This window comes from Pseudomonas sp. IT-P12, from assembly GCF_949767465.1.
Lineage (GTDB): Bacteria > Pseudomonadota > Gammaproteobacteria > Pseudomonadales > Pseudomonadaceae > Aquipseudomonas.
Genome location: NZ_CATKPY010000021.1, coordinates 103,507 through 130,355, shown reverse-complemented (window position 1 = coordinate 130,355; position 26,849 = coordinate 103,507). Strand labels below are relative to the sequence as shown.

The following is a 26,849-nucleotide window of genomic DNA, read 5'->3' as shown; positions in this document are numbered from 1 at the left end:
ACGGCAAGCTGTGGCAGAATCCTACAAGGTAGTCGGAAAAAGCCGGTCTTTCATTGTTTCGCAAGGTGCGTCAGGGCGGCGGGCCCCATCGCGAGCAAGCCCGCTCCCACATTTGACCGCATTCTCTTTGACGGAAGCTGTTCAAGTGTGGGAGCGGGCTTGCTCGCGAAAGCGGACGACCCGTCGCTATAAGTCTTGAGGATTGCCTTCTCCCTCGCTTTCTCGCTCATCGCAAGTGTCAGTCTTACCCTTGGTCTTCAACTCGCTGACGATCACCGCCGCGACAATCAACCCCGCACCCAGTAGCGCAATGGCCGGCAAGCGTTCCCCGGCAATGCGCCCGACGATCCCGGCCCACACCGGCTCACCGGCATAAATCAAGGTGGCCCGTGTCGGCGAAACACTCTTCTGCGCCCAGTTCATCGCCACCTGGATCGCCGCACTCGCAGCGCCCAGGCCCAGGGCGCTGCACAACAGGAACCAGGAGAAGTCGGGAATGGCTTCATTCGTCGGTACCACCATCAGGAAGGCCAGCACCGAGGTGGTCGCCAGTTGCACCACGGTTACCCGGCGCACGTCGACCTGGCCGGCGTAGGTGCTGATCAGGATGATTTCCGCGGCAATCGCAATGGCGCTGATCAGGGTGGCGATTTCACCCGGGCTGAAATGGAACGACGCACCGGCCGGCCCCGACAGCAGCATCAGCCCGGTAAACGCCAGCATGATGCCGATGCTTGGCATCAACCCCGGACGGCGGCCCAGCGCCAGCCATTGCAGCAGGGGCACGAAAGGCACATACAGGGCGGTAATGAACGCTGACTGGCTGCTGGGGATGGTCTGCAAACCCACGGTCTGCAAGCCGTAGCCGAGCATGATCGCCACGCCGATGAAGGCGCCCGCCCTGAGTTCGAACAGGGTCAGGTCGCGCAGGTGTCGCCAGGAAAACAGCGAGACGATCATCGCCGCCGCCGCAAAGCGCAGGCCGACGAAGAACATCGGGCCGCTCACCGTCATGGCGTGCTGCACCAGCAGGAAGGTGCCGCCCCAGACCATGGTGATCAGCACCAGCACGCATTCGGCCTTGCTGAACCGTGGAATACGAGAAGAAGCCGGGGAGGTGTTCAACGACGTCATGATCTTGCACGCTACCTGAGGGCGACGCACAATGCGCCGAATGCTGGGCAGTATACTGCTCAGTTCCCTCAAGTGAGCAATATAGTGCACAAAGATTCCATGCAGCGTGCTTCGGTCCTCCAGCACGTCAGTCTGAACGTCCGGCGTCTGCGCCATGCCGCCGACATGAGCCAGACCGCGCTGGCGGAAAAGTCCGGGGTCAGCCGCCGCATGCTGGTGGCCATCGAGGCCGGTGAGAAAAACGTCAGTCTGACCACCCTCGACCGTGTGGCCGAAGCGCTGGAGGTGGCGTTCAGCGACCTGATCCAGGCGCCGGATGCCCGCGACCCCAGCCGGATCAACGAAGTGGCCTGGGCCGGGACCGTCCCCGGCAGCAAGGCGGTATTGCTTTCCAAGGCCTCGGCGACCCGCGAGGTGGAGCAGTGGGAGTGGTGCCTGCAACCGGGGGAAATCTACCCGTCGCAACCGGACGCCGATGGCTGGAGCGAGCAGATCTATGTCTTCGAAGGCTGCCTCACCCTGATGCTGGGCGACACCCCGCACCGGATCGCCGCCGGCGAGTTCTACATGTTTGCCAGCAATCAACCGCACGCCTATCGCAACGAAGGCGACGTGCCGGCGCGGTTCGTCAGAAACGTGGTGATCTAACTGTTGGCTGGCCAACATTGAATGGACACTTTGCTGGTTTGCTACGTCGGTTTTTTCTCGGGTTTATGCTTCAAGCTATTGAAATAAAACATATTTAAATTCAGGCATGACTCCTGCAATCGTTCTGGTGCATTCACCGGAACCTGGAGTCGGCCCATGACAGCCTCTGCCCAACCCCCTCGCACCGCCCATGTGATTCGCTCGGATGCCGAGGCGATTGCCGTCGCGCACAAGCTTGCCGCGCGCTTCGCCGTCGAAGCCAGCGAGCGTGATCGCGAACGGCGTCTGCCGGTCGCCGAACTCGACGAGTTTTCCGCCAGCGGCCTCTGGGGCATTACCGTGCCCAAGGCCTACGGGGGCGCCGGCGTGTCCTATGTGACGGTCGCCGAAGTGATCAAGATCATCTCCGCCGCCGACTCCTCCCTGGGCCAGATCCCGCAGAACCACCTCGGCGTGCTCGATATCCTGCTGCAGACCGCCAGCGAAGAGCAGAAGCGCTACTACTTCGCCAAGGTGCTGCAGGGTTACCGTTTCGGCAACGCCTTCTCGGAGTCGAAAAGCAAAAACGCCGGGGCCTTCGAGACCCGCATTCGTTTTGACGGTGACACCGCGCAGATCGACGGCGAGAAGTTCTACTGCACCGGTGCCCTGTACGCGCACATCGTTCCGGCGGTGGCGGTCAACGAACAGAACCAGGCGTTCATCGCATTCATCGAACGTGACAACCCGGGGCTGAGCGTGATCGACAGCTGGGACGGTTTCGGCCAACGCACCACCGCCAGCGGCGGCGTCACCCTGAACGCGGTGAAGGTGCCGCTCAGCGCGGTGATCCCGGCCCACAAGGCCTTCGATGAACCGACCGCCGACGGTCCGATCTCGCAAATCATCCAGGCCGCAGTCGACACCGGCATCGCCGTCGGCGCGCTGGAAGACACCAAGCGCTATGCCCGTGAGTCCCGCCCCTGGATCGACAGCGGGCATGAACATGGCTGGCAAGACCCGTTCAGCATCGCCGCGATTGGCGATCTGGAATGGCGTGTCCACGGCACCGAAGCGATCCTGCGCAAGGCCGGCCAGGCCATCGATGCCGCGCTGCTCGACGCCAATGAAGACACGGTGGCCCACGCATCGGTGGTGGTCGCCCAGGCCAAGGTCCTGTCTGCGGAAGTCGCCTTGCTCGCCAGCAGCAAACTGTTCGAACTGGCCGGCACCCGCTCGGTGCTGGGCAAGTACAACCTCGACCGTCACTGGCGCAATGCCCGGACTCACACCCTGCACGATCCGGCGCGCTGGAAATACCACTTGATCGGCAACCACCTGCTCAACGGCGTGAAGCCTGCGCGCCACGCCTGGAACTGAGGAGCCTCGCCATGAATGCTTTGACCCAACCTGTCGCTGTCGTGCAATCGCTGGCCGGCAGTCAGCATGACCTGCACCACGCCCGCAACCTGCTGGAAACGACCCTGGCGTTTGTCCGTCAACAGCCCAACATCACGAAAGATCCCTATGTCATCAGCCGTTTTGGTGACGTGCAGATCCGCATTGAAGTGGCCGCTGCGCTGCTCGAACGTGCCGAGGGTTTGCTCGACCGCCATGAGGAGGCCACCGAAATCAGCGTGGCCGTTGCCGAATCCGACCTGGCCAGCGCCGAAGCCCTGGCCACGGCGAGCAACGCCGAATTCGAACTGACCGGACGCCGCACGGCCTTGCCCGGTTCACTGCACGATCCGCTGCGCTGGAAGCTGCACCTGATCGGCAACTTCCGTCTCAACGGCATTCATCCCCCCAGTGTCCACCCGTCTGCAAAGGAAGCCGTTTAATGGCCCGCGAAATTCGTCTCAACGCTTTCGACATGAACTGCGTCGGTCATCAGTCACCCGGTTTGTGGGCGCACCCAAGGGATCGCTCGTGGCAGTACAAGGACCTGGAGTACTGGACCGACCTGGCGAAAATCCTCGAGCGCGGCAAGTTCGACGGTCTGTTCATCGCCGACGTGCTGGGTATTTATGACGTCTACAACGGCAACGGTGACGCGGCGATCCGTCAGGCGGCCCAGGTGCCGGTCAACGATCCGCTGCAACTGATTCCGCCGATGGCGTTGGTTACCGAGCACCTGGGTTTTGGCCTGACCGCCTCGCTGTCGTTCGAGCACCCGTATCCGTTTGCCCGCCGTCTCTCGACCCTCGATCACCTGACCAAGGGCCGTGCCGGCTGGAACATCGTCACTTCGTACCTGGAGAGTGGCGCGAAGAACCTCGGCCAGAAAGCCCAGACCGAGCACGATGCGCGTTACGACTATGCCGAGGAGTACCTGGAGGTTTGCTACAAACTCTGGGAGGGCAGTTGGGAGGAAGGCGCGATCCTGCGCGATCGCGAGCGCCGGATTTTCAGTGACCCGAGCAAGATCCATGAAATCCGCCATGTCGGCAAACACTTCCAGGTGCCGGGCATTCACCTTTGTGAACCCTCGCCGCAGCGCACGCCGGTGCTGTACCAGGCCGGTGCCTCCAGTCGCGGCAAGCAGTTTGCGGCCGAGCACGCCGAGTGTGTGTTTGTCGCGGCGCCGTCGAAAGTGCTGCTGAAGAAGACCGTGGCCGACATCCGCCGCCGCGCCGCCGAGGCCGGGCGCGATCCGTCGAAGATCCTGATTTTCAACTTGCAGACAGTGATCCTGGGCGAAACCGATGCCAAGGCCAAGGCCAAGTTCGAGGAATACAAAAGCTGGGTCAGCTATGAAGGCGCCATGGCCCTGATTTCCGGCTGGACCGGCATCGACTTCAGCCAGTTCAAGCCCGATGAACCGCTCAAGCACGTGCACACCAACGCCATTCAATCGGCGGTGGAAGCGTTCTCCACGGCGGACCCGAACAAAGTCTGGACGCCCCACGAACTGGCCGACTGGGTCGGCATCGGCGGGTTCGGCCCGCTGTTCGTCGGCAGCCCGGAAACCGTTGCCGACCTGCTGCAGGAATGGGTCGAAGAGACCGATGTGGACGGCTTCAACCTGGCGTATGCCCTGACCCACGAAACCTTTATCGATGCCGTGGAATTGCTGGTGCCGGAGTTGCAGAAGCGCGGGGTGTACAAGACCGAATACGCACCGGGCACCTTGCGCGAGAAGTTGTTCGGCGAGGGCCCACGGTTGGTGCAGGGGCATCCCGGGGCGGGGTATCGGGACCTGGTGGGGTTACGCCAGCAGGAGAGGAAAGTGGTGTCTGCCTGACCGCCATCGCGATCAGGTTCACTCCCACCCGTGATTGTGTTTGACAGATTTCAGCCCAGCGGACCACCGCACGCTTTTTGCCCATGAACAGGAGGTCATCCATGAGCGTGCACGAACTCAAGCGGCCGCCGATTGCCGATACCGCGCAATGGCGGGTCAGTGTGCCCAAGGCGCTGGAGCAGTTGCGGCATTGGGCGCAGGTCAGCCCGTTGCAGCCGGCGTTGCGTCACAAGCGCCATGGTCAGTGGTATGCCTGGCGCTGGATCGATGTGTTGCGCGACGTCGAGCGCCTGGCCGATGGTTTGCGCCAGCAGGGGTTCAGCGAGCAATCGCGACTGGCCGTCAGCGGCGCCTTCGAACCCAACCTGTTGCTGCTGGCCCTGGCCGCGCACCAGGCCGGCGGTGAAGTGCTGGCGGTGGCCGACGATCTCGACGCCCAGGCCCTGCACCCCATCCTTTGGCACAGCCAGCCGACCCACGCTTTCGTCCCGCGCCGGCAGACACGGCAGTTGTGGCTCAATCATGGCCAGTCGCTGCTCGACTTCGCCCGCTTGCTCGGCCCGGGCGAACCGCCGCAGCGCCTGCGGCTGGGCCGCCCGGACGCGCAGTGGTGGAGCGAGGAAGGCACGCAATGGCAGGGTGGCCTCACCGTGCTGCTGGAGCAATGGTTGGGCAGCGGGCAATCCCTGGCCTTTCCGGAAAGCCCCGGCAGTGCCAGTCGCGACCGTCGCGAAGTGGCCCCCTCGGGGCTGCTGCTGTCAGCCGGGCGCCTGCAACGGCTGGCGCAGGAGATCGACAGTCGCCTCGCCGCGCCCGGGACCTGGCGTCGGCGTCTGTGCGACTGGGCCATCGCCCATCCGGAAAAAGGCCTGCAACGCCTGATCAAGCAGCGCGTCCGGTGCCTGCTCGGTTTCCAGAACCTGCACGACATCTGGCAAGCCCCACGCACGCCGCCGGTCAATGTCGACCGACTCAACGAATTCAAACGGGACATCGCATGAGCTCGACCGATTTCATTCTGCAAGTCAGCGACATCTCCCTGTCCTTCAAAGGCGTCAAAGCCATCAACCAGCTGTCCTTCGACGTGCGTCGTGGCGAGATCTGCGCGCTGATCGGGCCGAACGGCGCGGGCAAGAGTTCGCTGCTCAATGTGTTGAACGGCGTGTACCGCTTCGATGCCGGCTCGATCGTCTTCGAGCAACAGTCGTTGCGCCGCATCGACCCGTTGAGCGCCGCCCGCCGGGGCATTGGCCGGACGTTCCAGAACAACGCGCTGTTCAAGAAGATGAGCGTGATCGACAACCTGCTGACCGGCCTGTCGCGGCATCTGCGCAGCGGCTTCCTCGAACAGGCCCTGAACCTGCCGCGCGCCCGTCGCGAAGCTGCGGATTTCCGCCAGCAGGCCCAGGGCATTCTCGAATTCCTCGAGCTGCAAGCCTACCGCGATGTGCCGGTGGGCAATCTGTCCTACGGCCTGCAAAAACGCGTGGAGCTGGGCCGCGCCCTGATCGCCGGTCCGCGCCTGTTGCTGCTGGATGAGCCGATGGCCGGGATGAACGCCGAAGAGAAGCAGGACATGGCCCGCTTCATCGCCGACATCAACCGCGAACTCGGCACCACGGTGGTGCTGATCGAGCACGACATGAGTGTCGTGATGGGGCTGTCCGACCACGTGGTCGTGCTGGATTACGGGCGCAAGGTCGGCGACGGCACGCCCGCTGAAGTGCAGGCCAACCCTGAGGTAATCGCCGCGTATCTGGGAGTGGTGCACTGATGACGTTCTTCTTCGAAACCCTGCTCGGCGGTTTGCTCGCCGGGACCATGTACTCGCTGGTCGCCATCGGCTTCGTGCTGATCTACAAGGCCAGTGGCGTGTTCAATTTTGCCCAGGGCGCGATGTTGCTGTTCGCCGCGCTGACCTTCGTCAGCCTGCACGATCAGGGCGTGCCCTTCATTCTTGCGCTGCTGCTGACGGTGCTGGTGATGATCGTCGGCGCCTTGTTGATCGAACGGCTGGTGCTGCGGCCGCTGGTCAATCGGTCGCAGATCACCCTGTTCATGGCCACGCTCGGTCTGTCGTTCATCATCGAAGGGCTGGCCCAGGGCCTGATGGGCTCGCAAGTGCGGGCGCTGGACATGGGCATTGACGACGTGCCGGTGTTTATCGGCGCGATGATGGTCAGCCAGTTCGACCTGATCGCCGCCGCAGCCGCCATCGTTCTGGTGACGGTGCTGGCACTGCTGTTCAACAAGACCCGCATTGGCGTGTCGTTGCGGGCGGTGGCGGACGACACCACGGCGGCGTTGTCGATCGGCATCAACCTCAACCGCATCTGGCAGATCGTCTGGGCGGTGGCCGGGATCGTCGGCCTGGTCGCGGGCCTGCTCTGGGGCGCGCGCCAAGGCGTGCAGTTCTCCCTGTCGCTGGTGGTGCTCAAGGCCCTGCCGGTGTTGATCATCGGCGGCTTCACCTCGATTGGCGGGGCGATTGTCGGCGGGCTGATCGTCGGCGCGGCGGAGAACCTCGCTGAGGTGTACGTCGGCCCGTTGATCGGTGGCGGCATCACCCCGTGGTTCGCCTACGTCCTGGCCCTGGCCTTCCTGTATATCCGTCCCGCCGGCCTGTTCGGCGAGCGCGCCATCGAGCGAGTCTGAAACCATGTCGATCTCCCTTACCCGTGAAACCGCGCCGACCTTGCTGGTGCAGCGCCGCGTTTCATTCGCACTGATCGCGCTGTTGCTGATGGCCTACGTGGTCGTGCCACTGACCGGCAACGATTATTGGCTGAACGCCATCCTGATCCCGTTTCTGGTGCTGTCCCTGGCGGGGCTCGGCCTCAATCTGCTCACCGGCTACACCGGCCAGACTTCGGTCGGCGCGGCCGGGTTCATGGCGGTCGGCGCGTTCGCCACCTATGGCTTTCTGTTGCGCTTGCCGGAGCTCGGGCTGCCGCTGGCGTTGCTCGGCGGCGGGCTGATCAGCGCCGTGGTGGGCTACGTCTTCGGTCTGCCGAGCTCGCGGATCAAAGGCTTTTACCTGATGGTCACCACGCTGGCGGCGCAGTTTTTCCTGGAGTGGCTGTTCGTCAAGTTTCCCTGGTTCTACAACTACGGTTCGTCCGGGACCATTTCCGCGCCGAAACTGGCGCTGTTCGGCCATGACCTGAGCACGCCGCTGGGCCGGTACCTGCTGACCCTGAGCACTGTGCTGTTGTTGACCTGGGTGGCGCTGAACCTGGTGAAAAGCCAGGTCGGTCGCAACTGGATGGCGATCCGCGACATGGACACCGCCGCTGCCGTGATCGGCATTCCGGTGGTGCGCTACAAGCACCTGGCGTTCGCGGTCAGCTCGTTCTACCTGGGCATCGCCGGGGCACTGTGGGCCTTCGCCTACCTGGGCACGGCCAGTGCCAGCAGTTTCGACATCAATCGTTCGTTTCAGATCCTGTTCATCATCATTATCGGTGGCATGGGCAGCATCGCCGGCAACTTCGTCGGCGCCGCGTTCATCAGCCTGCTGCCGATCCTGCTCAGCCACGCCGGCCAGGCCTTTTTCGGCGGTGCGGTGGATGCCGGGCAATTGCAGAACCTGCAAAAAATCATCTTCGGCGCGCTGATCATCCTGTTCCTGATCAAGGAGCCGGAAGGCCTGATCCGCCTGCTGGGCAATCTTCGCGAACGGCTGGGCCACTGGCCGCTGCGCTTCTGAATCCACTCCACTCCCTCCCACTATTAGAGAGACACCATGCGTGCAACCTTGAAACGTTCCTTGCTCGGCGCAGCCCTGACGCTGGCGGTTTTCAGCAGTGCGGTGCCGGTGGTCCAGGCTTCGCCGGACCAGCAGTTCTTCCCGTTGGCCACCTACCGCGTGGGCGCCTATGCCTCCAGCGGCGTGCAGGTGTGGGCGGGGATGATCGATTACCTGAACTACATCAACGAGGTGGAGGGCGGCATCAACGGCGTGAAGCTGGTCTGGCAGGAATGCGAGACCGAGTGGACGGCGGAGAAGGGCATCGAGTGCTATGAGCGCTTCAAGAAAGGCCTGGATGGCGCGCCGGTGGCGGTCTACCAACCCAACGGCGCACCGGCGGCCTATGCCCTGAGCGAGCGCGCGGAAGTCGACAAGATCCCGTTGATCACCCTCGGCTATGGCCGCACCGAGGCCACTGACGGCACGGTGTTTCCCTACAACTTCCCGGTGATGCTGACCTTCTACAGCGAGGCGTCGAGCCTGATCAACTACATCGCCCAGCGCGAGGGTGGTTTCGATAAACTCAAGGGCAAGAAGATCGCCACGGTCTACCACGACTCGGCCTACGGTCGTGAAACCCTCGGCCCGCTGAAGCTGCTGGCGGAAAAATACGGTTTCGAGAACATCCAGATTCCGGTGGCCGATCCGGGCAACGAACAATCGGCGCAATGGCGGCAGATTCGCCAGGTCAACCCGGACTGGGTGTTCCTGCGCACCTGGGGCGTGTCGACGCCGGTGGCGGTCAAGACCGCAGCGCGTTTCGGCTTCCCGGTGGACCATATCGTCGGCGACATCTGGGCCAGCTCCAGCGAAGACGTGTTGCCGGCCGGTGCCGCCGCCAAGGGGTATCTGGCGCTCACGCCATACCCGGCCGGGACCGATTTCGAGATCCACAAGCGCCTCAAGCAGTCCATCCTCGACAAGGGCAAGAGCGACCTCAAGGACCTGAAGAACTTCGGCAGCGTCTACTACAACTCCGGGCTGGTGAACGCGGCGGTGGCGGTGGAAGCGATCCGTACCGCTCAGGGCAAGTTCGGCAAGCGACCGCTCAATGGCGAAGAAGGGCGCTGGGGCCTGGAGCACCTGAACATCGACGACGCCCGCCTCAAGGACATGGGGTACTTCGGCCTGATGCAGAACCTCAAATTGTCGTGCAAGGACCACGAAGGTGGCGGCTCGGCGAGGGTTCAGCAGTGGGATGGCGCCAACTGGACGCTGATCAGCGACTGGATCGCCGCCGATCGTGCCCTGCTGCGGCCGTTGATCGATGAAAAATCCGCCGCGTTCGCCAAGGAAAAAGGCCTGACGCCACGCACCTGCAACGGAGACGAATAACCCATGGGCCAGACTGCCAGCGACCTTGCGGCCGACGAGCTGCTGCACGTCGACGATATCGAAGTGATCTACGACGGCGCGATCCTGGCCGTGGCCGGCGTGTCGCTGACGGTGCCCAAGGGCGGCATCGTCGCCCTGCTGGGGGCCAACGGCGCGGGAAAAAGCACCACGCTCAAGGCCATTTCCGGCCTGGTACGGGCCGAGCGGGCGCAGGTCAGTCGCGGGACCATCCGCTTTCTCGGCCAGGACACGGCGGCTGTCGACGCCAGTGCGCGGGTGCGCCAGGGCATGGTGCATGTGCTCGAAGGCCGGCACGTGTTCCCCCAACTGACGGTCGAGGACAATCTGCGCAGCGGCGGTTTCGTGCGTGGCTTGAGCCGTCAGGACCTGGCCCGCGACCTGGAGCGCATCTACGCCTGGTTCCCGCGCCTGAAGACCAAACGCAAGACCCAGGCCGGTCTGACCTCCGGCGGCGAGCAGCAGATGGTCGCCATCGGTCGGGCGCTGATGACGCGTCCTACTTTGGTACTGCTCGATGAACCTTCCATGGGTTTGGCGCCTATCATCGTCCAGGAGATCTTCGAGATCGTCGCCCAGCTCAATCGTGAGGCGCAGGTGAGCTTCCTGATTGCCGAGCAAAACATTAACGTGGCACTCAAGTACGCGTCGCAGGCCTACGTGCTCGACACCGGCCGGGTGGTGCTGTCCGGCAGCAGCGAGGCGTTGCTGGCGCGGGGCGACCTGCATGACTTTTACCTGGGTAAACACTGATCATAGAGAGCGCCATGACTGAAATCCCACGCGGACAGGCGACAGACGTCATCCGCCACGCAGACATCCTGATCATCGGCGGCGGCCTCAGCGGCGCGATGCTCGCGGCGCAGTTGCTGCGCCTGCCCGGCAAGCGCTCGCTGTTGGTGATCGAGCCCCGACCCGAACTCGGTCGTGGCGAGGCCTACAGCGCGGTCGAACTGGGCCACACCCTGAACGGCAACGCGGCCCGCATGAGCGTCGACCCGGACAATGCCGACGACCTGACCCAGTGGCTGACCGACTACATTGCCGCCGGCGGCTGGCCAGAGTCCGACGAACAGCATGTACCGGTCAGCGAACTGTTTCCGCCCCGCGGGATCTTCGGCCTGTACGTGCAGCAGCGCCTGGCCGAGGCGCAGACGGTGGGGGCCTTGCAGGGCTCGACCGTCGAGCATGTGCGGGCCGAAGTGGTGGACCTGGAGTCTTTGGATGACGCGGTGCGCCTGCACCTGAGTGATGGCCAGCGTTTGCAGGGCGCGTATGCGGTGCTGGCGACGGGCATGTTCCCCGCTGCGCGCACACCGCAGACCGAGTCCAGCGGCTTGAACGCCGCGGCGCTCGATCCATGGGACGTGGCGGCAATGCGTCAGCTGGACCCGCAAGCCACGGTGCTGATCATCGGCTCCGGGCTGACCATGGTCGATGCCGTGGTGTCGCTGGAGCAGGCCGGTCATCGCGGGCCGATCGAGGTGTTTTCCCGGCACGGCCTGTTGCCGCACGTGCGCCGGCAACCGCCGGCCTGGGTTGATTTTCTTGCCCAGGACCACAGCCTTCGCACACCGCGCCAACTGCTGCGCGAACTGCGCCGGCAGTGTCGGCAGGCGCTCGCCCAGGGCATCGACTGGCAGGCGCCGCTCGACACCGTGCGGGTGCACATTGGCCGTTTATGGCACCAGGCGACGGACGTGCAGCGTCGGCAGTTCGTGCGGCACGTGCGGCCGTGGTGGGAAAGCCATCACCATCGCTCGCCGCCGTTGAGTGCCGAGCTGGTGGCGCGCCTGAATGGTGAAGGGCGGCTGCGCATTCAGGCCGCGTCGTTCAAGGGACTGGAGCCGGCTTCGGGGTCGGACGTCGGCATTCGCATTCGTCGCCGTGGCGAGGCTGAAACGGTGGTCGTGCGCGGCGCGGCGTTGATCAATTCCAGCGGTATCGAATACGACTGGCGGCGGGTGGCGCGGGCGCTGCCCCGGCAGTTGCTGGCACGCGGGCTGATAACACCCGGGGCGCTGGCGTTGGGGATTGCGGCGGCGGTGGACGGCGCGGTACACGATGCCAATGGCCAGGTCGCCCGTCGGCTGTTCGCCATGGGCCCGCCATTGCGCGGGATGTGGTGGGAAAGTACGGCGGTAACGGATGTGGCGCTTCAGGCCAAGGCGCTGGCGGCGCGTCTGGCCGGCCGGCCTTGAACGGAAAACCCCGCAGTGATCGACTCGCTGCGGGGTTTTCTTTCAAGCGGCACACGCCGGTGACTCAGTAGCGCTGATACTTCGAACCGAACTCGGGACGGTTTTCAGCCACGTACAGCTTGCTTGCCTGGCTGTCTTTTGAATCGACTTTCACGGTGTTCACGTTCAACGTGGCCGGTTGGCTGACTTCAGCTGCCGCGACGACTTGCGAAGTGGCGTGGGGCGCCGCGATGGCGGAAGTTGCACCAAGAACCGAAAGGGCGAAACCAAGACCGATAATGCTTTTCATGATGTTGCTCCAGAAGGGTGGGGAGAAGATGGGTCCACTCTAGTGCTGGAGCTTTTCGATGTGAAAACACCCTGAGGCATAGTCGTTATCGAAGACAATGATTCGGCACCTGGCCGGTGACTGACCTGTAGGAGCGAGCTTGCTCGCGAAGAACGTCAACGATAACGCCGGCCAATGGAGGCCCGCAGTGTCTGGGTGTTCCTCGCAAGCAAACTCGCTCCTGCCGTTTCACGGGTCAGGCGCCCAGCATCTCCACCGGGTAGGAAAACACATAGCCTTCATTGCGCACGGTCTTGATGTAGGTCGATTCCCGGGAATCGTCCATCAGGCGCTGGCGCAGGCGGCTGACCAGCAGGTCGATGGAGCGATCGAACAGGTCGGCGTCGCGACCCTGGGTCAGGTTCAGCAATTGGTCGCGGCTGAGCACCCGTTGCGGGTGATCGAGAAACACCCGCAACAAGCGATATTCGGCGCCGCTGAGGGCGACCATGGTGTCGTCTTCGTCCAGCAGGTGCCGGGCGGTGGTGTCCAGGCGCCAGCGACCGAAGCCGAGCATCCGCCCGCTTTCGGTGATCAACAGGTTGGGCGGCAGCATCCGGGTACGGCGCAACACGGCGTTGATTCGCGCCAGCAGTTCGCGGGCGGCGAAAGGCTTGGTCAGGTAATCGTCGGCGCCCATTTCCAGGCCGAGAATCCGGTCGGTTTCGTCGTTGCGCGCGGTGAGCATCAGGATCGGTGTGGCTTTGTGTTTGCCCGAGCGCAATTCGCGGCACAGCAGCAGGCCGTCGTCACCGGGCATCATGATGTCGAGCACGATCAGGTCGACCTGATTGGCTTCCAGAAAACTGCGCATCTGCCGCCCGTCCGCCACCACGGTGGTGCGCAGGCCGTTCTTCTTCAGGTAATTGCCGACCAGCTCGCGAATCTCGCGATCATCGTCGACGATCAGGATGTGGTTCACATGCTCCATCTCTCATGCCTCTTGTTATTCGCTTGCTGCGCATCCCGGTGAGTGTATCGAAGTGTATCCAGCGCCGTCTGTGACACCTTAGCGTGTACAAAGCCCGGTTTTACGACACAGGGCAGATACCTCGGGTCGATTAAATAGGTTCCCAAGGGGCGAGATGACTTGCTCCAAACCCTGAGGACACCACCATGAACTGGACCAAACTTGCTGCTGCCGGCTTTTTCGCCCTGCTTAACGTCGCTGCCGTTTCCGCTCACGCCGACACCCGGCTGGACGTAAAGAAGGTGATTTCCACGGTCGAACAGGGCGGCAGCCACTGCGGGATCGTCAACGCGCGGATGACCTACCTCGATTCCAACGGTGTGCAGAAAGTGCTCGACTACAGCAAGTTTGGCGAGTGCGCCAATCAGGGCAGCTGATGGCGCAGCTCACGCCGACACCCTCTACCGTGGGAACGAGCGGGCTTGCTCCCACGGTGCGCTGTCGGCGGGGTTAAGCCACCACGCGATAACACGGCACATACGCCGCGCCGCCCGGCAGTTTCATCCGGTGCTGGGCCACGAATGCCTTGAGCAACTGGTCCAGAGGCTGCATCACCTGCGCGTCGCCACGAATCTGATAGGGGCCGTGCTCTTCGATCAGGCGGATGCCGTTGTCCTTGACGTTGCCGGCGACGATGCCCGAGAACGCGCGGCGCAGGTTGGCCGCCAGTTCGTGCGGTGGCAAGTCGCGGCTCAGTTTCAGGTTGGCCATGTTCTCGTGGGTCGGATCGAACGGGCGCTGGAAGCCTTCGTCGATCTTCAGCAGCCAGTTGAAATGGAACGCATCGTTGCGCTCGCGACGGAACTGTTTCACCGCCTTGAGCCCGGCCGTCATCTGCCGCGCGACCTGCGCCGGGTCGTCGATGATGATTTCGTAATGTTGTTTTGCCGCGTCGCCCAGGGTGGCGCCGACGAACGCGTCCAGTTGTTCCAGGTACGGTGCGGCATGTTTTGGCCCGGTGAGAATCACCGGGAACGGCAGGCCCTGGTTGTCCGGGTGCATCAGGATGCCGAGCAGGTACAGGAACTCTTCGGCCGTGCCCGCGCCGCCAGGGAAGATGATGATGCCGTGGCCCACGCGCACGAAGGCTTCCAGGCGTTTTTCGATGTCCGGCAGGATCACCAGTTCGTTGACGATCGGGTTCGGCGCTTCGGCGGCAATGATCCCCGGCTCGGTCAGGCCGAGGTAGCGCCCGCCGTGGATACGTTGCTTGGCATGGGCGATGGTCGCGCCTTTCATCGGGCCTTTCATCACGCCGGGACCGCAACCGGTGCAGATGTCGAGGCTGCGCAGGCCCAGTTCATGCCCGACCTTCTTGGTGTACTTGTATTCTTCGGTGTTGATCGAGTGACCACCCCAGCACACCACGATTTTCGGCTCGACGCCGGGGCGCAGGGTGCGGGCGTTGCGCAGCAGGTGGAAAACGTAGTCGCTGATGCCCTGGGAGGAGCTGAGGTCGATGCGCTGGGCATCCAGTTCATTCTCGGTGTAGACGATGTCACGCAGGGCGCTGAAGAGCATTTCCCGGGTGCTCGCAATCATTTCGCCATCCACGAAGGCATCGGCCGGTGCGTTCAGCAGTTCCAGGCGCACGCCGCGGTCCTGCTGGTGAATGCGGATTTCGAAGTCCTTGTAGGCTTCGAGGATGGTCTTGGCGTTGTCGACATGGGCGCCGGTGTTGAGGATGGCCAGGGCGCACTGGCGGAAGAGGGCGTAGGTGCTGCCGGATCCGGCTTCGCTCAGTTGATGGACTTCACGTTGGGAGAGGGTTTCAAGGCTGCCTTTCGGACTGACCGAGGCATTGATTACTTGTCGTTGGGCCATTCAAAAATCCTTAAATCGATGTCATGCGCCGGTGACGCCTGGCAGTCGAATAACTATGTATCCACACAAGAAGATGGCACGAACCGCGTTGTATCGCCACGTTGCCCTTTGACGATGAAAAGATGAAAAGGAGCCCCAGCATAGCTAAATCCTTCGCAGAGGCGATAATGCCCCGCAGACTTTTTGTCCATGCCCTCGAGGAAGCCCGTCGCGATGTTCGAAATACAGCCGCAAAACCCGGAAACCTATCGCCGCCAGACCCGCCGCAGCACGATCATCATCGCTCTGCTTTTCATCGCTCTGGCGATGGTGCTGTCGACGGCGGCGGTGGCGATATTCGGCGAACCCGGTGGCGACAACTTTCGTTTCAATGTTGGCGGTGTGTTCGTCGCCGTGCTGTTGATGGCGGCGCTGATGCGCGGCACATTCTGGAAGCAGGCCTGGATGGCTCCGGCGGTCTATGGCTGGCAGCTCAAACGCAGCCTGATGAGTGTCACCAACGTCATGCACCACGTGACGGCGGCGGTGGCCAAGGACGATCCGGGCGCCATGAAGCTGCTGCGTTTCTATCATCTGGGGCTGGAGCAGATGCACCAGCTCGACGGCAACTCCAGTGATCACAGCCAACTGATACGCGAGATGGACCAGCACAAGGCGCGGATGGAAGCGCTGGGCCTCGACACGCAGCAGACGCAGTTGAATCCGGCGTGGCTGGAAGCGCTAAAACAGCCCGCCCCGTGAACGTTTGTCAGCACGATCAGGACCAATCGCCACTCATTAAAATAAAAAGGAGCGTCATGGGCCCCCCGTCCATCGAAGAAGGAATCGAACACGCCGGTCGTGGCACGCCACCGACCGCCCGGTCCGCCGTGGCCAGGCTCAAGGTGCGTTCCGTGGTGACTTTGCTGGTGGCGGTGTGCCTGTCCATGAGCGCCATTGTGATCTGGGAGGCCTGGAACTCGCGCCAGTACCATCTGCGCGACAAGGAAGTGGCGATGTCCAACCTTGCGCAGACCCTGGCCTCGCAAGCGCAGGCAACGATCAAGCAGGCCGACACCCTGCTGTTTTCGCTGGTGGAACGCCTCGAATACGAACCCCTGGACGCCGTGGGGCTGGCGCACCTCGAGCGCCTGCTCAGTGCCCAGCGAAGTGAGTTGCGTCAGTTGCACGGCCTGTTCGTCTATGACGAAACCGGGCGCTGGGTGGCCAATTCCAATGGCGCCGTCATGCCGGACGCCAACAACGCCGACCGGGAGTATTTCATCTTCCACCGCGATCACCCCGACCGCGGTCCGCACATCGGCCCGTCGATCAAGAGTCGCTCCAGTGGCGAATGGATCATGACCGTGTCACGCCGCATCAATCATGCCGACGGCCGTTTTGCCGGTGTGGTCCTGGCCACCATTTACCTCGATCATTTCCTGTCGCTGTACGACAGCATCGACATGGGCCGCAACGGGGTGATCAACCTGATCACCGACGACGCCAGAATCGTGGTTCGCCGGCCCTTCAAGGAATCGGAGGTCGGCACCAGCATTGCCAAAGGCCCGTTGTTCCAACAGTTGCTGCCGACGGGCGACGCCGGAACCGCCACTGTCAAATCAATGGTCGATGGCGTCGAGCGGGTTGTGGGGTTTCGTCGGGTCGACGGCTACCCGCTGATCGTCTTTGCCGCACTCAACAAGGACGAAGTGCTGGCCGGCTGGCGCGAGGTGTCGCTGCTCAGCGCCGCAATCGTTGCGGTGTTGCTGGGGTTTATCGGGGTGTTGGGTTATCGCCTGATCGGCCTGATGAAGCGCCAGAACCGCGTGCAGAACGATTTGCTCGACGCCCAGGACAAGCTGCTCGAGGTCAATCGTGGCTTGAAGCTGCTGGCCCTGGAAGACGCGCTGACGGGGCTGTCCAACCGGCGCCAGTTCGACCTGTTCATCCACGCGGAAATGGACCGCGCCCGGCGCGTTCAGTCGGGCCTGGCGATACTGATGATCGATGTCGATCATTTCAAACCGTTCAACGACCAGTACGGCCATGTCGCCGGCGACGAGTGCCTGCGGCGTATCAGCGCCATCATTACGCAGCACATCGAGTGTCCCGGAGGCCTGGCGGCCCGGTACGGCGGCGAAGAGTTCGCGGTGGTGTTGCCCGGGACCGACTATGTCGGCGCGTTCCTGCTGGGGGAGAACATTCGTCATGCGGTGTTGCAGGCCGGTATTTGTCACAGCGGCCGGGCCGATGGTGTGGTGACCGTCAGCCTCGGGGTCGCGGCCTTCGATCCGGCGTCCCAGGCCCAACCGGACGACCTGATCCACGCGGCGGACAAAGCGCTGTACGTGGCCAAGGCCAGTGGCCGGAACATGAGCGTCATCGCCAATTAGCCGATCGGTGACCGGGGTTCAATCACTGAGGCGACCAACGGTGGCTCGCCCGGATCTCCAGCGCCGGAACAGCCGGACATACACCATCAGGTTGATCGCCAGCACCAGGCTGCCCAGGCCCAACTGAATCGTCGGGGTCAAGCCGGCGGGGTAGATCACCGGCCACACGTAATGCTCGATGAAACCACCGCCATAGCCGGTCTGCCCGGCCGCCTGGCGCATCAGGTTTTCCCATTGGGTCAACGGGCAGACCAGGTGGAACATTTCCACTGCCACGCCCCACGCGGCGGCCGGCAGGTGCAGCAGGACCAGGCGCCGCCATTTGAGGGCCAGCAACCCGCCGAACAGCACGAACAGGATGAACAGCAGGTGAAACAGCACCAGCCCGTCGGCGGCGATTCGATAAAACATGGTGGCTTCCCGACCCGTGATGCGAATGGCTCCATGGTAATGCGTCGCCCGCTACCCGGTCGCTCTTGAAACCCCGAACTCAGCGAATTCGGCGCGCATCCGCCCTTGGTGCTTGGCCTTGTACAGCAATTTGTCCACCTGCTCGACGAACGCCAGTGCGGTTTCCTGTAGCGGCGCGGTGGTGGTGCCGACGCCCAGGCTCAGGCTCAGCAGCGACGAAACGGCGGAAAACTCATGGACGATCTGCTGCTGGCGAATCAGGTGCAGGCATTTGTGCGCCACCAACCTGGCGGATTCGGCGTCGGTTTCCGGGAGTAACCAGATGAATTCCTCGCCACCGATCCGTGCGATGAAATCCCGTGGTCGATTGGCCGCCAGCGCCAGTGTCCTGGCGACCTGGCGCAGGCATTCATCGCCCTTGATGTGTCCGTAGTGGTCGTTGTACTGCTTGAAGTAGTCGATATCCAGAATGATCAGCGACAACGGCAGCCCGGTGCGCTGGGCGTTGGCCCACTCGCGTTCCAGCACGGTGTCGAACATGCGCCGGTTGGCGATGCCGGTCAGGCCGTCCTGGAAGGAATACTCTTCGAGCTGTTTCTGCAGGCGAATCAGGTGTTCCTCGGTTTTCTTGCGCTCGCTGATGTCGAACATGAAGCCGACCAGCGCCTCGACTTCGCCATCCTTGCGCACCACGTGCACGACATCGCGAATCCACACGTAGTTGCCCTCGCGGGTCAGGGCCCGGTAGTCGGCCTCATGGTCCACGCCGGCGCGCGATTGCGAGACGCAGAAGTCCACCACGTAGTTGCGGTCGTCCGGGTGCATGCGCTCCACCCAGTCATCGACCGACACCCAGCTGTCCTGTTTCCAGCCCAGCAGGCTTTCGATCTGTGGACCGATGTAGCTGAACGTCATGGTCTTCCAGTCGATTCGCCACGGAATGGCCTTGGTCGACTCAAGCAGGGTTCTGTAGACATCGCTGTCGGTATCGAATGCACTCATGACGGGCCGTATCTCCATGGAAAGGGCGGGGTCATGTTGCCACTATGCAGGTGAATCAAGCCAGCAGCGGATGAACGGCGCAACTGCGCAAGATTGTTCAAGCCTTGGGCGGCGGTAACTGGCAGAGTCTGAGGTCTTTCCCCGGTCGTAGAGCGTTATGTCCCATTCACACCTGCCGCGCAGCGCGTTTCTTCGTGGCGCCGTGGCGATCATGCCACTGTCACTGGCCACCGCACCCTGGGGGTTGTTGGCCGGCTCCATGGCCATCGAAGCCAACCTGACACCGCTGCAAGGCCAGGGCTTGTCGAGCATCGTGTTCGCCGGCGCGGCGCAATTGGTCGCCATCGGCATGCTCAAGGGCGGGGCGGGGATCTTTTCCATCCTGCTGACCACGCTGCTGCTGACATCGCAGCACCTGCTCTACGGAATGAGCCTGCGCTCGGCGATTTCACCGCTGCCGGGGCGCTGGCGCGCGGGGCTGGGCTTTCTGCTCACCGACGAGTTGTTCGCCCTGACCAGCCAACACGACAAGCAGCAGTTCGACCGCTGGTATGCGTTGGGTGTGGGCCTGACGTTCTATATCGCCTGGAACCTCTTCACCTTCGCCGGGATCGTGCTGGGCAGCAGTATTCCGGGGCTGGAGCACCTGGGGCTGGACTTTTCCATCGCCGCCACGTTCATCGCGCTGATCACCCCGGTGGTGCGCAACGTGCCGACGGTGGTCTGCGTGGCGGTGTCGCTGTTCTGCTCGGTGTTGTTCAGCTACTGGCAGTGGGGCTCGGCCCTGGTGCTGTCGGGGTTGGCGGGGATGACGGCGGGTTTTGTCTGCAACAAATTCTACGGTGGACGCACATGATGGTCTGGGCGGTGATTGTCGGCATGGGGATTCTGGTGTTCCTAAACCGTTATGTGTTCCTCGAACCACGCCTGCCAGTGCGCCTGAGCAGCAATGCCCGGCAATTTCTCGGCTTTGCGGTGCCGGGCATGCTTACGGCGATCTGCGGTCCGATCGTGTTCATGCCGGACAAACAGCTGAACCTGCAATGGGACAACCCCTACCTGATCAGCTCGCTGGTGGCAGTGGGGCTGGTGCTGTACACCCGCAACACCCTGCTCAGCATGTTGTTGAGCATGGGGTTTTTCTTCCTGTTGCGCTGGTGGCTGTGAGCCGCCGCCGTTGAAACTGTTCTACGCTTGAGATTGATGACTGATCACTAGGGAAAGGAGGTGCGCATGGCCAATGAACACAAGCGTCCGGAGCTGGATGAGGATGAGCCGACCGAAGAGGAACTCGAGCGTCAGCGGCGCCAGCGCCAGGACTGGAAGCATGATGACAGTCGTGAACTCTCGGAGCGCGATGAAGAGCGGCCGTTGAAGCCATGAAGCAAGGCTGATGACCTCTCCTGGGGGCGTGTGCCTGCTCGCGATGACGCAAGCACTTCCTGAGCTGCCTGATCCGCCTCTATCGCGAGCAGGCTCGCTCCCACACAGAGAAGATCGCCGCTGGTTTCACACGTCTTCCAGATGCACTACATCCGGATGAGCCGCTCGATACCCCAGGGTCCGGTCGATCCAGGCATTCAACTCGTTGACCATGACCGGATGCCGCCCGGGATAGCGTGCAAGGGTCGACCGCAGGGTGCCGTCGATCCCGGGAACCGATTTCAAATCACGAGTATTTACATATTGTTCGATAAAACAATCCAGTCGATAGTGTTCAGTCGTCGACCGATAAACGCACTCCAGGCCAACGACCTGATCCATTGAAAAATCGTCGCGCATTCAGTTCTCTGCAAAGCTTGATGTAAAAGAAATTTCCCTATTCGCTGACGCTTCGGTCAACTGGGCGAAAGCCAGTGGAAACGGCCGCGCATGCTATCTGCACTTGATCCCCATGTATGTACGACGTTTGGATTGTCTGACAAGCGGTTAGACTTTTGTGTGGTTGTTTTTCATCGGTGTTACTTGGATGAAACACTCATGAGCAAGTTGGCCTAGTTGATCAGTAGGCGCGGTTGTTAAATATGATCGTCTCCCTGGCGATATTGATAAGTTCATGGCAGTGGCTCGATAAGTTCAGCACCCTGGTTCCTGACGTTGCCGATCGCCTTGCCAACCCGGTACCACTCGAACGCTTCGCTGGGCTCTCCTTGAAACAAGGCCATTTGTTCGGCCCGTTCGGGAGGCGTGGCGCGGTCGAGCCATTCGCGCGCCAGTTGCGGTGAGAACACCACGGGCCGGCGATCATGAATGTCGAGCAGGCCACCGGCGCTGTCGGCAGTAATGATCACGAAGCCGTCGTCCTCTCGCGGCGGGGTATCGTGGGCGGGAAAGCGACCAATGGCGGCACACAGGATCGGTGCGCGATCCTGACGGCGGATCAACCAGGGCTGCCGGGCTTTCCCTGGTGTATCGACCCACTCAAACCAGTTATCGATCGGCACAATCGCCCGGTGCGGCCAGATGGCGCGGAAGAACGGGCCATGGGCGACCTTTTCGATTCGCGCGTTGATCGGCGCCGCCCGGTCTTTCGCCCAGTGCGGCCGCCATCCCCAGCGCACCTTGTCGGCCCTGAGCCCGTCATCCTCCAGGTGCAACAACGCCAGTTGATCGGTCGGGGCGGCGTTGTAACGGGCCAGCGGCTGTTCACCGACCGGGTTGATCAGTGCGTCGGGGATGCTCAGTACCGCAACGAAATCGTGGATGCCCCGGTATTGCGACAGTCGACCGCACATCGCCCAATCCTCCACCTGGAGGTTTGAGCATAGTCGCACGTCAGATCACGTGCGCCCTTTGCAGCTCGGTCAACGACAGAGCCTTGAGCTGCGCCAGCAAAGGATCGCGGCGATCACGGGGGTGGGCCAGCGGCACGGCCACTTCCTGGCGAATGCTGCTGGGGCGATTGTCCATCACCAATACCCGGTCGCTGAGGTACAGCGCTTCGTCGACGTCGTGGGTCACCAGCAACAGGGCGATGGCATGACGTTCGGCCAATTGCAGCAGCAGGTCCTGCAGTTTCATCCGGGTGAAGGCGTCCACGGCGCTGAAGGGTTCGTCGAGCAACAATACATCGGGCCGCGAGTAAAGGCCGCGGGCAATGGCGACCCGCTGCGCCATGCCGCCGGACAGCGCCTTGGGCATGGCATCGGCGAAACCGCCCAGGCCGACTTCCTCGATCAGTTGTGCGACCCAGGCCTTGTCGTAATGGCTATCGGCACTGAAACCGATATTTTGCTCCACCGTCAGCCAGGGCATCAGGCGGGCTTCCTGAAACACGAACGCGACTTCTCCGGCGGTGCTGCGCAGTTCGCCCTGGAAGTCCTTTTCCAACCCGGCGACGATCCTCAGCAGGGTGCTTTTGCCGCAACCGCTGGGGCCCAGCAGGCTGACGGTTTCCCGGGGTTGCAGTTGCAGGTGGATGTTTTGCAGCACGGTGGTGGCGGCGAAGGTCTTGCGCTCCACGCGAATGTCCAACAGATGATCGGTCATGGGCTCAGTCCTCTGCACGTTGGCCGTTGAAGGTGTCGCGCCAGGTCAGCCAACGCTTCTCCAGTCCGGCGAGCACGCCGTCGCTGAGTTTGCCCAGCAGCGCCAGCACGATGATGGCTGCGAGCACGGTGTCCGGGCGGGAGGTTTCGCGACCGTCACTGAGCAGGTAGCCCAGGCCTTTGGTCGCGGCGATCAGTTCGGCCGCCACCAGGAACATCCACGCCAGGCTCATGCCGCTGCGCAATCCAGTGAACAGGCCGGGCAGGGCGGCGGGCAGCAGAATCCGCCGGACCAGGCGCAGGTGGCTAAAGCCGTACATTTGCCCGACCTCCACCAGTTTGCGATCGATGTTGCGGATCGCTGCGACGCCGTTGAGGTACACCGGGAAGAAGGCACCGATGGCGATCAGGACGATTTTCGAGGTTTCGTCGATGCCCAGCCACAGCAGTAACAACGGCACCCAGGCCAGGCTCGGAATCGAACGCAGGCCGGCAAAGGTCGGCTCCAGCCACGCTTCGGCCTCACGGCTCAAACCGACCCAGGCGGCAAAGATCAGCGCCAGGCTGGCGCCGATGGCGAACCCCAGCACTACGCGCAGAAGGCTGGCACTGATGTGTTTCCACAGCGGGCCTTCAGCGAGGTCGCCGAGGGTCAGGGCAATTTCGCTGGGGGCCGGCATCTGGTAAGACGGCAGCCAGCCGATGCGTACGACGAATTCCAGCAGTAGAAGAATCAGCACTGGCAGGGCCAGGCCCTTGAGACGCAAGCGCCAGGCATTGCTCAAGGCCAGTGGGGCGCGGCGGGCTGCCGGCAGTTCGAGGGGCAGGGTTTTGCTTTTGCTGGTCATGGGGTTCTCCAATGACGACGAATCCGCGGCGGGCGCGGATTCGGTCTTACCCGTAGGCGGTGAATTACTGACGAGCCACGGCTTCCCTGGAACCGGTGTCGATCAACTGGTCGATGACCTGATCGACGTTCACCCCACGGCGCACCAGTTCTTCGGACACCAGGATCGGCGCGGCGGCCTTCGAGGCGATAACGTCCTTGGCGGTCAATTGCGGGCTGCTCAGATCCGTGCGCGACAGTTGCAGTTGGGCCACTTCCAGGGGCAGGCCGGATTCGCTGGCGAGCAGTTTCGCCAGTTCGTCAGGGTTTTTGACCGCCCATTCCCGTGCCTGCTCGTAGGCCTTGAGCACGGTCTGGATGGCCTGCGGGTGCTCTTTGGCATAGCGCTCGGTGACGCTGACCACGCCATAGCTGTTGAATTGGCTGTTGCGGTACAGCAAGCGCGAGCCGGCCTGGACCTCGCTCGCGGCCATGTGCGGGTCGAGACCGGCCCAGGCGTCGACGTCGCCTTTCTCCAGCGCGGTGCGCCCGTCCGGGTGTTGCAGGTGCACCAGTTCCACATCGTCCTTGCTCAGGCCGGCCTGTTGCAGGCTGCGCAGGGTAAACAGGTACGGGTCGGTGCCTTTGGTGGCGGCGATCTTCTTGCCTTTCAGGTCGGCGACGGTCTTGTAGGGCGAATCCTTGCGCACCACCAGGGCGGTCCATTCGGCACGGCTGTAGACGTAGACCGACTTGATCGGGCTGCCATTGGCGCGGCTGAGCACGGCGGCGAGGCTCGCGGAAGAGGCAAAGTCGACGCCGCCACTGTTGAGGTACTCCAGCGAGCGGTTGCTGCCCTGGCTCAGCACCCAGGTGACCTTGGTCTGGGGCAGGGCCTTTTCCAGGAAACCCTGGTGCTTGAGCACCAGGCTGACCGGCGAGTAATAGGCGTAGTCCAGATGCACTTCGGCGGGCGGCGCTTCAGCGGCCCGCGCTACGGATTGCAGGCTGAAGACCAGGGCGCACGCCGTCAGCAACGAGCTGACGACGGGAAAACGGAAGGTGGATGTCATGAAAGCGGCTCCGGCAAGGCGTTGATTTTCTTATTTCTGAAAAATAGTTTTTTATGAAGAGTCCCTACTTAAATGGAATATTGCAGGCTCTGTGCCATATCGTCCGGTCCGCGGATTTCCCGGCCTTGGCGCTGGCGTGAAGAGGTCGCAGGTGTTGCCCGGCAAACACTCTGCCCAGCCACTGTTGCTGGGCCAACAGTGAGCGCTGGGCGTCATGAGCTTATTCAGAAATAGAATTTAAAAAGCTATCTGTAAGAGCGTTATGGTCTATGCCACTCACCCTCAAGGAACGCCCCGATGAACCTGTCCCGCTTTGTCCGCGGTCTGTTGACCAGCGCGCTGTTGGCCGCGCCCACGGCGTACGCCGCCGATCCCGTTGTCCTGCACGTCGGGGATCAGAACTACTACAACGTCCGTGCTTCGGTGGAGGCGTCCGGGGTGCTGGAAGGGGCGCCCTATACCGTCGACTGGAAGCACTTCCAGGCGGCCGCGCCTTTGGCCGAGGCGTTGAATACCGGGGCGCTGGACCTGGGTTTTCTCGGCGATTCGGGGTTCCTGTTTCTTGCCGCCAAGCAGGCGCCGGTCAAGCTGATCGGCGTATCCCGGCAGAACCCGGACACCATCGCCTTGCTGGTGCCCAAGGATTCTCCGGTCAAGACCATCGCCGACCTCAAGGGCAAGAAAGTCGCCTACTGGCCCGGCGCCTGGAGCCAGCAACTGACCCTGCGTGCGTTGCAACAGGCCAACCTGCCGGAAGACTACGTCGACTTCATCAAGCTGATGCCGATCGATGCCGCTGCCGCGCTGCCCCAGGGCAGCATCGATGCCTTTCCGGTGTGGGAACCCTACATTTCCCAGCAGATCCTGTTCTCCGGCGCCCGACCGATCCTCACCGCGAAGAACCTCATGCCCGGCCTCAGCGCCATCGCTGCATCGACCCCGTCCATCGACAGTAAACGCGAGGCCATCGCCGACTTCCTGGTGCGCCTGAAAAAGGCTCGGGCCTGGGTTGATAACCACACCGACGAATACGCTGACCTGTGGGCGAAGAAAGCCAATCTGGATCAAAACGTTTCGCGCCACTGGCTGCGCCAGGCGCACATGACCATCGGCCCGGTGGACGCCCAGGCGGCCAAGGACCTGCAAAGCACGGCGGACTTCCTGTTCAGCGTCAAGGCATTGCCGGCGGCACTGGCGACGGCGCCGATCATCGACGGATCCTTCCAGCCTGCGTTAACCCCGTAACAAAGGCCGGCAGCACCGGAACAAAACCCCGTGTACCCTGATCCAACCCGCGCCCCGCACCTCCGTGCGGGCCCAAGGTCTGGCCCAGGGCACACCATGAAACAGCTGTTCAGGATTTTTTGCGCATTCGCCATTGCCGTCGGGCTGTTGGGGTGCATCGCCGCGCCCATCGAAATGACCCCGCAGACCGAACAGCGACTGCGCGGGCAGGCGCCGATCCGCTTTCTGCTGACGTTCGATGACGGGCCCAGTGCCTCGAGTTTCTGGAATCCGACGCTGACGGTGCTCGACAGCCTGGCCGACAACCCGGTGCAACCGAATCTCAAGGCGGTGTTCTTCGTGCAGACCGGCGCGCCACGGGCCGGCAACAGCGACATCGGCCGCGAAGTCATGCGCCGCGAACACGCCGAGGGCCAGATCCTGGGCTTCCACACGGCGACGCATTGGCACACCAATCACCGTTCCCTGAGTCCTCTGGAGCTGGACCAGTCCTTGAGCAAAGGCAGCGCCGACATCGCCGCGATCACCGGTGCGCCGCCGACCCTGGTGCGGCCGCCGTTCTGGAACTACGACAAACGCGTGTTCGCCGCTTATCGGCAGCATGGCCTGCACGTCTTGCTGACCGACCTGAGCGCCAATGACGGCAAGGTCTGGGGGGTCAACGCCAGCCCACGGCGGCGAGCGCATTTCCTGCGTTCGATGTCCGAGGTGCGCGAGCGCATCGCCGCGGGGGAGCTGCCGACCGTCGACGGCGTGATCCCGGTGGTGGTGACCTTCCACGACCTCAATCGCTACACCGCCCGGCATGCCCGCGAGTACCTGCAGATCCTTCTCGACAGCGCGCAGGCGACCGGGATGAACGTCGCGCAGAAGCCGTTCTACGACGACCAGGCCGAATTGCAACGGGCGGCCATGGCGCGCACCGTTCGCGACGGTTCACAAGCGGTGAAGCTGCCGGGAATCTGGAACTGGATCTGGGATGGCGACAGTCACTGAT

The 26,849-nt window shown here is 62.8% G+C and carries 30 protein-coding genes; 19 read left to right on the top strand and 11 right to left on the bottom strand.

Annotated features, from left to right (window positions below; all coding sequences use genetic code 11):
• Positions 1-186 precede the first annotated feature (186 nt).
• A complete protein-coding gene (locus ACM6IM_RS09535; protein WP_414864970.1) occupies positions 187-1,224 on the bottom strand; it encodes a DMT family transporter in 1,038 nt (345 codons plus the stop codon).
• Here ACM6IM_RS09535 and ACM6IM_RS09530 point away from each other — a divergent pair.
• The 11 genes from ACM6IM_RS09530 (at position 1,219) to ACM6IM_RS09480 (ending at position 12,310) form a co-directional block, all read left to right on the top strand.
• Positions 1,219-1,782: a helix-turn-helix domain-containing protein gene (locus ACM6IM_RS09530; protein ID WP_192308344.1), complete on the top strand. Its 564-nt coding sequence runs from the start codon at positions 1,219-1,221 to the stop codon at positions 1,780-1,782. The genes ACM6IM_RS09535 and ACM6IM_RS09530 overlap by 6 nt on opposite strands.
• A 156-nt stretch (positions 1,783-1,938) precedes the next feature.
• Complete coding sequence (locus ACM6IM_RS09525) at positions 1,939-3,141, top strand: SfnB family sulfur acquisition oxidoreductase (protein ID WP_414864969.1); 1,203 nt, start codon at positions 1,939-1,941, stop codon at positions 3,139-3,141.
• A gap of 11 nt (positions 3,142-3,152) precedes the next feature.
• Positions 3,153-3,602 (top strand): acyl-CoA dehydrogenase, encoded by a 450-nt coding sequence (locus tag ACM6IM_RS09520; RefSeq protein ID WP_414864968.1) that lies wholly within the window; start codon positions 3,153-3,155, stop codon positions 3,600-3,602.
• Entirely contained in the window at positions 3,602-5,005 is a 1,404-nt protein-coding gene (locus tag ACM6IM_RS09515) for an LLM class flavin-dependent oxidoreductase (RefSeq protein ID WP_201188878.1), read from the top strand. Before ACM6IM_RS09520 ends, ACM6IM_RS09515 begins: the two co-directional genes overlap by 1 nt.
• Before the next feature lie 101 nt (positions 5,006-5,106).
• Complete coding sequence (locus ACM6IM_RS09510; protein ID WP_414864967.1) at positions 5,107-6,006, top strand: AMP-binding protein; 900 nt, start codon at positions 5,107-5,109, stop codon at positions 6,004-6,006.
• Positions 6,003-6,779, top strand: coding sequence for an ABC transporter ATP-binding protein (locus ACM6IM_RS09505; protein WP_192308349.1), 777 nt, complete (start codon positions 6,003-6,005; stop codon positions 6,777-6,779). The genes ACM6IM_RS09510 and ACM6IM_RS09505 overlap by 4 nt, the downstream gene beginning before the upstream one ends.
• Positions 6,779-7,660: a branched-chain amino acid ABC transporter permease gene (locus ACM6IM_RS09500; protein ID WP_414864966.1), complete on the top strand. Its 882-nt coding sequence runs from the start codon at positions 6,779-6,781 to the stop codon at positions 7,658-7,660. Before ACM6IM_RS09505 ends, ACM6IM_RS09500 begins: the two co-directional genes overlap by 1 nt.
• Before the next feature lie 4 nt (positions 7,661-7,664).
• Complete coding sequence (locus tag ACM6IM_RS09495; protein ID WP_414864965.1) at positions 7,665-8,714, top strand: branched-chain amino acid ABC transporter permease; 1,050 nt, start codon at positions 7,665-7,667, stop codon at positions 8,712-8,714.
• 36 nt (positions 8,715-8,750) lie between these two features.
• Positions 8,751-10,091, top strand: coding sequence for an ABC transporter substrate-binding protein (locus ACM6IM_RS09490; RefSeq protein WP_201188864.1), 1,341 nt, complete (start codon positions 8,751-8,753; stop codon positions 10,089-10,091).
• 3 nt (positions 10,092-10,094) lie between these two features.
• Positions 10,095-10,862 (top strand): ABC transporter ATP-binding protein, encoded by a 768-nt coding sequence (locus ACM6IM_RS09485; RefSeq protein WP_414864964.1) that lies wholly within the window; start codon positions 10,095-10,097, stop codon positions 10,860-10,862.
• Positions 10,863-10,876: 14 nt separating this feature from the next.
• Positions 10,877-12,310, top strand: coding sequence for an FAD/NAD(P)-binding protein (locus ACM6IM_RS09480; protein ID WP_414864963.1), 1,434 nt, complete (start codon positions 10,877-10,879; stop codon positions 12,308-12,310).
• 64 nt (positions 12,311-12,374) lie between these two features.
• Here ACM6IM_RS09480 and ACM6IM_RS09475 read toward each other — a convergent pair whose 3' ends face one another.
• Together ACM6IM_RS09475 and ACM6IM_RS09470 are read right to left on the bottom strand one after the other, a co-directional pair.
• On the bottom strand, positions 12,375-12,599 hold the full coding sequence (locus ACM6IM_RS09475; protein ID WP_192308355.1) for a hypothetical protein: 225 nt from the start codon (positions 12,597-12,599) through the stop codon (positions 12,375-12,377).
• A 235-nt stretch (positions 12,600-12,834) separates the two neighbouring features.
• Positions 12,835-13,569 (bottom strand): response regulator, encoded by a 735-nt coding sequence (locus ACM6IM_RS09470; RefSeq protein WP_192308356.1) that lies wholly within the window; start codon positions 13,567-13,569, stop codon positions 12,835-12,837.
• A 185-nt stretch (positions 13,570-13,754) separates the two neighbouring features.
• Here ACM6IM_RS09470 and ACM6IM_RS09465 point away from each other — a divergent pair, with 185 nt between their 5' ends.
• A complete protein-coding gene (locus ACM6IM_RS09465) occupies positions 13,755-13,985 on the top strand; it encodes a DUF2790 domain-containing protein (RefSeq protein ID WP_192308357.1) in 231 nt (76 codons plus the stop codon).
• A 73-nt stretch (positions 13,986-14,058) separates the two neighbouring features.
• Here the strand turns inward: ACM6IM_RS09465 and ppnN are convergent, their stop codons facing one another.
• Positions 14,059-15,432, bottom strand: a complete 1,374-nt coding sequence (ppnN, locus tag ACM6IM_RS09460; RefSeq protein ID WP_192308358.1) for a nucleotide 5'-monophosphate nucleosidase PpnN — start codon at positions 15,430-15,432, stop codon at positions 14,059-14,061.
• Positions 15,433-15,645: 213 nt separating this feature from the next.
• Here ppnN and ACM6IM_RS09455 point away from each other — a divergent pair, with 213 nt between their 5' ends.
• Entirely contained in the window at positions 15,646-16,173 is a 528-nt protein-coding gene (locus ACM6IM_RS09455; RefSeq protein ID WP_192308359.1) for a DUF3087 domain-containing protein, read from the top strand.
• Positions 16,174-16,229: 56 nt separating this feature from the next.
• Complete coding sequence (locus ACM6IM_RS09450) at positions 16,230-17,807, top strand: diguanylate cyclase (RefSeq protein ID WP_414864962.1); 1,578 nt, start codon at positions 16,230-16,232, stop codon at positions 17,805-17,807.
• 18 nt (positions 17,808-17,825) lie between these two features.
• Here the strand turns inward: ACM6IM_RS09450 and ACM6IM_RS09445 are convergent, their stop codons facing one another.
• Both ACM6IM_RS09445 and ACM6IM_RS09440 read right to left on the bottom strand, forming a co-directional pair.
• Complete coding sequence (locus tag ACM6IM_RS09445) at positions 17,826-18,218, bottom strand: DUF2784 domain-containing protein (protein WP_414864961.1); 393 nt, start codon at positions 18,216-18,218, stop codon at positions 17,826-17,828.
• A gap of 51 nt (positions 18,219-18,269) precedes the next feature.
• A complete protein-coding gene (locus ACM6IM_RS09440; RefSeq protein WP_414864960.1) occupies positions 18,270-19,220 on the bottom strand; it encodes a diguanylate cyclase domain-containing protein in 951 nt (316 codons plus the stop codon).
• Between the two features lie 157 nt (positions 19,221-19,377).
• Here ACM6IM_RS09440 and ACM6IM_RS09435 point away from each other — a divergent pair, with 157 nt between their 5' ends.
• The 3 genes from ACM6IM_RS09435 (at position 19,378) to ACM6IM_RS09425 (ending at position 20,603) form a co-directional block, all read left to right on the top strand.
• Entirely contained in the window at positions 19,378-20,076 is a 699-nt protein-coding gene (locus ACM6IM_RS09435) for an AzlC family ABC transporter permease (RefSeq protein WP_192308363.1), read from the top strand.
• Positions 20,076-20,387: an AzlD domain-containing protein gene (locus tag ACM6IM_RS09430; RefSeq protein ID WP_192308866.1), complete on the top strand. Its 312-nt coding sequence runs from the start codon at positions 20,076-20,078 to the stop codon at positions 20,385-20,387. The genes ACM6IM_RS09435 and ACM6IM_RS09430 overlap by 1 nt, the downstream gene beginning before the upstream one ends.
• A 66-nt stretch (positions 20,388-20,453) precedes the next feature.
• Positions 20,454-20,603 (top strand): hypothetical protein, encoded by a 150-nt coding sequence (locus tag ACM6IM_RS09425; protein ID WP_192308364.1) that lies wholly within the window; start codon positions 20,454-20,456, stop codon positions 20,601-20,603.
• Positions 20,604-20,729: 126 nt separating this feature from the next.
• Here ACM6IM_RS09425 and ACM6IM_RS09420 read toward each other — a convergent pair whose 3' ends face one another.
• The 5 genes from ACM6IM_RS09420 to ACM6IM_RS09400 form a co-directional block, all read right to left on the bottom strand.
• Entirely contained in the window at positions 20,730-21,002 is a 273-nt protein-coding gene (locus ACM6IM_RS09420) for a hypothetical protein (RefSeq protein WP_414864959.1), read from the bottom strand.
• Positions 21,003-21,274: 272 nt separating this feature from the next.
• Positions 21,275-21,955 carry an SOS response-associated peptidase gene (locus ACM6IM_RS09415; protein WP_414864958.1) on the bottom strand — a complete coding sequence of 227 codons (681 nt, stop codon included), beginning with the start codon at positions 21,953-21,955 and terminating at the stop codon, positions 21,275-21,277.
• 40 nt (positions 21,956-21,995) lie between these two features.
• Complete coding sequence (locus tag ACM6IM_RS09410; RefSeq protein ID WP_414864957.1) at positions 21,996-22,709, bottom strand: ABC transporter ATP-binding protein; 714 nt, start codon at positions 22,707-22,709, stop codon at positions 21,996-21,998.
• 4 nt (positions 22,710-22,713) lie between these two features.
• Positions 22,714-23,556 (bottom strand): ABC transporter permease, encoded by an 843-nt coding sequence (locus ACM6IM_RS09405; protein ID WP_414864956.1) that lies wholly within the window; start codon positions 23,554-23,556, stop codon positions 22,714-22,716.
• 64 nt (positions 23,557-23,620) lie between these two features.
• A complete protein-coding gene (locus ACM6IM_RS09400) occupies positions 23,621-24,607 on the bottom strand; it encodes an aliphatic sulfonate ABC transporter substrate-binding protein (protein ID WP_414864955.1) in 987 nt (328 codons plus the stop codon).
• A gap of 297 nt (positions 24,608-24,904) precedes the next feature.
• Between ACM6IM_RS09400 and ACM6IM_RS09395 the strand changes: the two genes are divergently transcribed.
• Both ACM6IM_RS09395 and ACM6IM_RS09390 read left to right on the top strand, forming a co-directional pair.
• A complete protein-coding gene (locus tag ACM6IM_RS09395) occupies positions 24,905-25,852 on the top strand; it encodes an ABC transporter substrate-binding protein (RefSeq protein WP_192308370.1) in 948 nt (315 codons plus the stop codon).
• A 96-nt stretch (positions 25,853-25,948) separates the two neighbouring features.
• Positions 25,949-26,848 carry a polysaccharide deacetylase family protein gene (locus tag ACM6IM_RS09390; RefSeq protein WP_414864954.1) on the top strand — a complete coding sequence of 300 codons (900 nt, stop codon included), beginning with the start codon at positions 25,949-25,951 and terminating at the stop codon, positions 26,846-26,848.
• The last annotated feature ends 1 nt before the right edge of the window (position 26,849 follow it).

What these genes read in the sequence shown, in the direction of transcription:
- ACM6IM_RS09520 (WP_414864968.1), top strand. Translation starts at nt 3,153, where the DNA reads ATGAATGCTTTGACCCAACCTGTCGCTGTCGTGCAATCGCTGGCCGGC.
- ACM6IM_RS09510 (WP_414864967.1), top strand. Translation starts at nt 5,107, where the DNA reads ATGAGCGTGCACGAACTCAAGCGGCCGCCGATTGCCGATACCGCGCAA.
- ACM6IM_RS09455 (WP_192308359.1), top strand. Translation starts at nt 15,646, where the DNA reads ATGTTCGAAATACAGCCGCAAAACCCGGAAACCTATCGCCGCCAGACC.
- ACM6IM_RS09390 (WP_414864954.1), top strand. Translation starts at nt 25,949, where the DNA reads ATGAAACAGCTGTTCAGGATTTTTTGCGCATTCGCCATTGCCGTCGGG.
- ACM6IM_RS09515 (WP_201188878.1), top strand. Translation starts at nt 3,602, where the DNA reads ATGGCCCGCGAAATTCGTCTCAACGCTTTCGACATGAACTGCGTCGGT.
- ACM6IM_RS09395 (WP_192308370.1), top strand. Translation starts at nt 24,905, where the DNA reads ATGAACCTGTCCCGCTTTGTCCGCGGTCTGTTGACCAGCGCGCTGTTG.
- ACM6IM_RS09430 (WP_192308866.1), top strand. Translation starts at nt 20,076, where the DNA reads ATGGTCTGGGCGGTGATTGTCGGCATGGGGATTCTGGTGTTCCTAAAC.
- ACM6IM_RS09410 (WP_414864957.1), bottom strand. Translation starts at nt 22,709, where the DNA reads ATGACCGATCATCTGTTGGACATTCGCGTGGAGCGCAAGACCTTCGCC.
- ACM6IM_RS09490 (WP_201188864.1), top strand. Translation starts at nt 8,751, where the DNA reads ATGCGTGCAACCTTGAAACGTTCCTTGCTCGGCGCAGCCCTGACGCTG.
- ACM6IM_RS09495 (WP_414864965.1), top strand. Translation starts at nt 7,665, where the DNA reads ATGTCGATCTCCCTTACCCGTGAAACCGCGCCGACCTTGCTGGTGCAG.
- ACM6IM_RS09440 (WP_414864960.1), bottom strand. Translation starts at nt 19,220, where the DNA reads ATGAGTGCATTCGATACCGACAGCGATGTCTACAGAACCCTGCTTGAG.
- ppnN (WP_192308358.1), bottom strand. Translation starts at nt 15,432, where the DNA reads ATGGCCCAACGACAAGTAATCAATGCCTCGGTCAGTCCGAAAGGCAGC.
- ACM6IM_RS09450 (WP_414864962.1), top strand. Translation starts at nt 16,230, where the DNA reads ATGGGCCCCCCGTCCATCGAAGAAGGAATCGAACACGCCGGTCGTGGC.
- ACM6IM_RS09500 (WP_414864966.1), top strand. Translation starts at nt 6,779, where the DNA reads ATGACGTTCTTCTTCGAAACCCTGCTCGGCGGTTTGCTCGCCGGGACC.
- ACM6IM_RS09475 (WP_192308355.1), bottom strand. Translation starts at nt 12,599, where the DNA reads ATGAAAAGCATTATCGGTCTTGGTTTCGCCCTTTCGGTTCTTGGTGCA.
- ACM6IM_RS09400 (WP_414864955.1), bottom strand. Translation starts at nt 24,607, where the DNA reads ATGACATCCACCTTCCGTTTTCCCGTCGTCAGCTCGTTGCTGACGGCG.
- ACM6IM_RS09405 (WP_414864956.1), bottom strand. Translation starts at nt 23,556, where the DNA reads ATGACCAGCAAAAGCAAAACCCTGCCCCTCGAACTGCCGGCAGCCCGC.
- ACM6IM_RS09470 (WP_192308356.1), bottom strand. Translation starts at nt 13,569, where the DNA reads ATGGAGCATGTGAACCACATCCTGATCGTCGACGATGATCGCGAGATT.
- ACM6IM_RS09525 (WP_414864969.1), top strand. Translation starts at nt 1,939, where the DNA reads ATGACAGCCTCTGCCCAACCCCCTCGCACCGCCCATGTGATTCGCTCG.
- ACM6IM_RS09485 (WP_414864964.1), top strand. Translation starts at nt 10,095, where the DNA reads ATGGGCCAGACTGCCAGCGACCTTGCGGCCGACGAGCTGCTGCACGTC.
- ACM6IM_RS09415 (WP_414864958.1), bottom strand. Translation starts at nt 21,955, where the DNA reads ATGTGCGGTCGACTGTCGCAATACCGGGGCATCCACGATTTCGTTGCG.
- ACM6IM_RS09425 (WP_192308364.1), top strand. Translation starts at nt 20,454, where the DNA reads ATGGCCAATGAACACAAGCGTCCGGAGCTGGATGAGGATGAGCCGACC.
- ACM6IM_RS09435 (WP_192308363.1), top strand. Translation starts at nt 19,378, where the DNA reads ATGTCCCATTCACACCTGCCGCGCAGCGCGTTTCTTCGTGGCGCCGTG.
- ACM6IM_RS09445 (WP_414864961.1), bottom strand. Translation starts at nt 18,218, where the DNA reads ATGTTTTATCGAATCGCCGCCGACGGGCTGGTGCTGTTTCACCTGCTG.
- ACM6IM_RS09420 (WP_414864959.1), bottom strand. Translation starts at nt 21,002, where the DNA reads ATGCGCGACGATTTTTCAATGGATCAGGTCGTTGGCCTGGAGTGCGTT.
- ACM6IM_RS09505 (WP_192308349.1), top strand. Translation starts at nt 6,003, where the DNA reads ATGAGCTCGACCGATTTCATTCTGCAAGTCAGCGACATCTCCCTGTCC.
- ACM6IM_RS09465 (WP_192308357.1), top strand. Translation starts at nt 13,755, where the DNA reads ATGAACTGGACCAAACTTGCTGCTGCCGGCTTTTTCGCCCTGCTTAAC.
- ACM6IM_RS09480 (WP_414864963.1), top strand. Translation starts at nt 10,877, where the DNA reads ATGACTGAAATCCCACGCGGACAGGCGACAGACGTCATCCGCCACGCA.